Source organism: Mycobacterium sp. (assembly GCF_049683935.1).
In the GTDB taxonomy this organism is placed as follows: Bacteria; Actinomycetota; Actinomycetes; order Mycobacteriales; family Mycobacteriaceae; genus Mycobacterium.
Genome location: NZ_JBAUJR010000333.1, coordinates 1 through 3,783 on the forward strand (window position 1 = coordinate 1; position 3,783 = coordinate 3,783).

A 3,783-nucleotide genomic window follows, 5' to 3' on the forward strand; every position below is an offset into this window, starting at 1 on the left:
GGTTCACCCGACCGGACGGAGCCGAGGCGGCGGACGCGGCGCTGTTCGGCGAGGGCGTGGCGGTGCGACTGCCCGACGGCACCGTCGTGATGGCACCCAACGCCGTCGCCGCCAACGCGGTGCGCCACGCGCTGACCCAGCTCGGGGTGCCCTACCAGTGGGGCGGCACGGCACCGGGCGTCGGCCTGGACTGCAGCGGACTGACTCAATGGGCGTATCACGAAGCGGGACTGAACATCCCGCGGCTGGCCCAGGAGCAGGACATCGGCGCCTCGATCGCCCACGGCGCGGTGCTACCCGGCGACCTGGCGGTGTGGGACGGCCACGTCGCGATGGTCGTCGGGGACAACCTCATGGTCGAAGCTGGTGACCCGGTCAAGTTGTCCCCGATCAGGACCGCCAACGCCGGTCAGGGATTCCAGGGTTTCTGGCGCCCGACCGCATAGTGGCACGTCAACCGTTCTTCAGCCATTCACGAGCAAGATCTTCGACCCACGCCTCGGCGGCGATCGGATCCGCCGGAGGGGACGCCACCAGAACCAACTCGTCGACGCCGACGTCGGCCAACCTGCCCAGATCGGCCGGCACCGGCTCACGCAACGCCACCGACAACCGCAGCTCACCCATGTCGCGACCGGCCTCGCGGCACTCACGTCTCAGCACCGAGATCCGCGTGGCCGCCTCCTCGACATCGACGAGATTGAAGCCGTACCAACCGTCGCCCCACGCGGCGACCCGGCGTAACGCAGCGTCGCTGTTGCCTCCGCAGATCACCGGCACCAAGCCGTGATGCGGCCTGGGTCTGACGCGGATCTGGTCGAACGCCACGAACTCCCCGGTGAACGACGCCACGTCGTCGCCCCAGAGCGCGCGGATCGCGGCGACGTATTCCGCCGTGCGGGCCGCACGCCGAGCGAACGGCACCCCGAGCGCGTCGAACTCCTCCTTCGCCCACCCGATGCCGATTCCCAGCGCGAACCTGCCGGCGCTCAGCCTGTCCAGGGAGGCCGCTTGTTTGGCGATCAGAACCGGGTTGTGCTCGGGAAGTAGCAGGACCCCGGTCGCCAACCCGATCCGGTTGGTCGCCGCCGCAGCGAAACTGAGCGCGATCATCGGGTCGAGCCAGTCCGCGGTGGCCGGAACCGCGATCCGCCCGTCGTCGGCGTACGGATACCGCGACACCGGTTCGTCGACCATGACGACGTGCTCACCTGCCCACAGCGTCGCGAACCCGCACCGCTCGGCCGCAGCGGCAACCGCGTCGATCACCATCCGGGACGCGCCGGCGCCGATGCCGAGACTGTGCAATCCCACGCTGACCATCCGGCCATCCTGACAAGCCCGCAGGGCGTCTCGAGCGACGATCCTGTTGCGGTACGGCAACGGTGTCGGAATTCTCGTGGAGGCAGGTCGCTACGCTGTGCGCCATGGCTGCTGACATCGTGCCAATCCAGCTGCGGCTGACCAAGGGCGACGTGTACACACTGTGGGCGCCGCGGTGGCGCGCCGACGGCGACGAGTGGGAGGCCTTCCTCGGCAAGGACGAGGATCTATATGTCTTCGAATCCGTTCCCGACCTGGTCGCATTCGTGCGGACCAACACCGACAACGACATCGCCGACCACCCGGCGTGGGAGAAGCTGACCGAGGCCAACGCCCACCGGCTGGACCCCGCCGAGGAGAACACCCACGACCTCGCCGGCTTCGAGGAACTGCTCGCCGAGAAGCCCACCGAGGACGGCGTGAACGCGCTGCACGGCGCACTCGCGGTCGCGTCGTCGATCGGGACGGTGTGCGAGCTGCCCGCGGTCACCAAGTTCTTCAACGGCAACCCGGTGCTCGGAACCGTCGGCGGCGGAGCGGAAGCGTTCAGCGGGCGGGCCGGCCGCAAGCGCTGGGCCGAGATCGAGAAGATCATCGCGCGCGGCTGGGACAAGGTGATCGACGCGATCGACGAGATCGTCACCACCCCCGACGTCGACAGCGCCGCCGTCGAGAAGGCCCAGGCCGAGCTCGACGAGCCGGCACCGGAGATCGACGAGGACGACGTGGTCATCGACGACGTCGTCGACACCGACGAGGAAGCCGACGATCTCGCCGCCGCGGCCCAGACCCGGGTCCTCGGCAGCGACGACGACTTCTGGCAGCGGGTGGGCATCGACCCCGTTCGGATCATGACCAGCAGCAACACCTTCTTCACCCTGCGCTGCTACCTCGAGGACCGGCCGATCTTCCTCGGCCGCAACGGGCGCATCAGCGTGTTCGGATCCGAGCGGGCGTTGGCGCGCTACCTGGCCGACGAGCACGACCACGACCTGTCCGACCTGGCCACCTACGACGACATCCGGACCGCGGCCACCGACGGCTCGTTGCGCGTCGACGTCACCGACGACAACGTCTACGTGCTGACCGACATCGTCGACGACCTCGCCGAAGGCCCAGAGGGGGTGGATCGTGATCAGCTGGAGCTGGCCGTCGAGTTGCTGCGCGACGTCGCCGACTACGCCGACGACACCAGCGTCGAGCCCAAGCTCGCGGCCGACGCGCCGCTGGGCCACCTGATCACCTACGTGCTCGATCCCGAATCCGTCGACCGCCCCAGCGCGCCCTACGCCGACGCGGTAGTCCAGTGGGAGTCGCTGGAGGCGTTCGTCGAGTCCCGCCTGCGCGAGGAGTAAGTCAACCGATCAGCACGGCGTAGCGGGGTTTGATGACGTCGTCGATCAGCGACAGCCGCTCGTCGAACGCGATGAACGCCGACTTCATCGCGTTGATCGTGAACCGCTCCAGATCACTCCACCCGTAGCCGAACGCCTCGACCAGCCGCAGCATCTCCAGGCTCATCGTGGTGTCGCTCATCAACCGGTTGTCGGTGTTGACGGTGACCCGGAACCGCAGCCGGGCCAGCAGATCGAACGGGTGCTCGGCGATGCTGCCCACCGCGCCGGTCTGCACGTTGGAACTCGGGCACATCTCGAACGGAACCCGCTTGTCCCGCAACAGCGATGCCAGCCTCCCCAGCCGCGCCGACCCATCGGCGGCCAACTCGATGTCGTCGACGATGCGCACCCCGTGGCCGAGCCGGTCGGCCCCACAGAACGCGATCGCCTCGTGGATGGACGGCAGGCCGAACGCCTCGCCGGCGTGGATGGTGAAGCGGGCGTTGTTGCCGCGCATGTGCTCGAACGCGTCTAGATGGCGGGTGGGCGGATACCCGGCCTCGGCGCCGGCGATGTCGAACCCCACCACACCCTTGTCGCGGAACCGGATCGCCAGCTCGGCGATCTCGCGCGACCGGGCAGCGTGCCGCATCGCCGTGACTAGGCAGCGCACCACGATGGTGTGTCCGGCAGCGGCGGCGGCCTTCTCACCGTCGGCGAACCCGGCGAGCACCGCGTCGACGACCGCGTCCAGCGACAGCCCGCCGTCGATGTGCAGCTCGGGTGCGAACCGGATCTCGGCGTAGACGACGTTGTCGGCGGCGAGATCCTCCACGCATTCACGCGCCACGCGGTGCAGCGCCTCGGGTGTCTGCATGACCCCGACGGTGTGGGCAAAAGGCTCGAGGTAGCGCACCAGCGATCCGCTGTGCGCGGCGGTGCGGAAGAACGTCGCCAGCGCGTCCGCGTCGGTGGCGGGCAGCTCGTCGTAGCCGTGTTCGGCGGCCAGCTCGAGCACCGTCGCGGGCCGCAGTCCGCCGTCGAGGTGATCGTGCAGCAGCGCCTTGGGCGCCTGCCGGATGTTGTCCAACGTCAACGGTGTCGTCATGGCGTGCTCCTCACG

Annotated in this window: 4 protein-coding genes; 2 read left to right on the top strand and 2 right to left on the bottom strand. The window is 69.0% G+C overall.

From position 1 onward, the window contains the following. Positions 1 to 446, top strand: a 446-nt coding sequence (locus WA965_RS19620; RefSeq protein ID WP_526447974.1) for a C40 family peptidase, incomplete at its 5' end; no start/stop codon positions are given. A gap of 7 nt (positions 447 to 453) precedes the next feature. On the opposite strand, the gene WA965_RS19625 is transcribed toward WA965_RS19620, so the two are convergent. Beyond that, the gene (locus WA965_RS19625) at positions 454 to 1,323 is read right to left on the bottom strand and encodes an LLM class F420-dependent oxidoreductase (protein ID WP_526298864.1); all 870 of its coding nucleotides are present in this window, start codon (positions 1,321 to 1,323) and stop codon (positions 454 to 456) included. A 104-nt stretch (positions 1,324 to 1,427) separates the two neighbouring features. On the opposite strand from WA965_RS19625, the gene satS reads away from it, so the two are divergent. Further along, complete coding sequence (satS, locus tag WA965_RS19630; RefSeq protein ID WP_526298862.1) at positions 1,428 to 2,678, top strand: protein export chaperone SatS; 1,251 nt, start codon at positions 1,428 to 1,430, stop codon at positions 2,676 to 2,678. 1 nt (position 2,679) lies between these two features. On the opposite strand, the gene WA965_RS19635 is transcribed toward satS, so the two are convergent. Then, positions 2,680 to 3,768 carry an adenosine deaminase gene (locus tag WA965_RS19635; protein WP_526298860.1) on the bottom strand — a complete coding sequence of 363 codons (1,089 nt, stop codon included), beginning with the start codon at positions 3,766 to 3,768 and terminating at the stop codon, positions 2,680 to 2,682. Positions 3,769 to 3,783: the final 15 nt, after the last annotated feature.

Coding starts and splice junctions, on each gene's coding strand:
- WA965_RS19625 (WP_526298864.1), bottom strand. CDS start 1,323: ATGGTCAGCGTGGGATTGCACAGTCTCGGCATCGGCGCCGGCGCGTCC.
- satS (WP_526298862.1), top strand. CDS start 1,428: ATGGCTGCTGACATCGTGCCAATCCAGCTGCGGCTGACCAAGGGCGAC.
- WA965_RS19635 (WP_526298860.1), bottom strand. CDS start 3,768: ATGACGACACCGTTGACGTTGGACAACATCCGGCAGGCGCCCAAGGCG.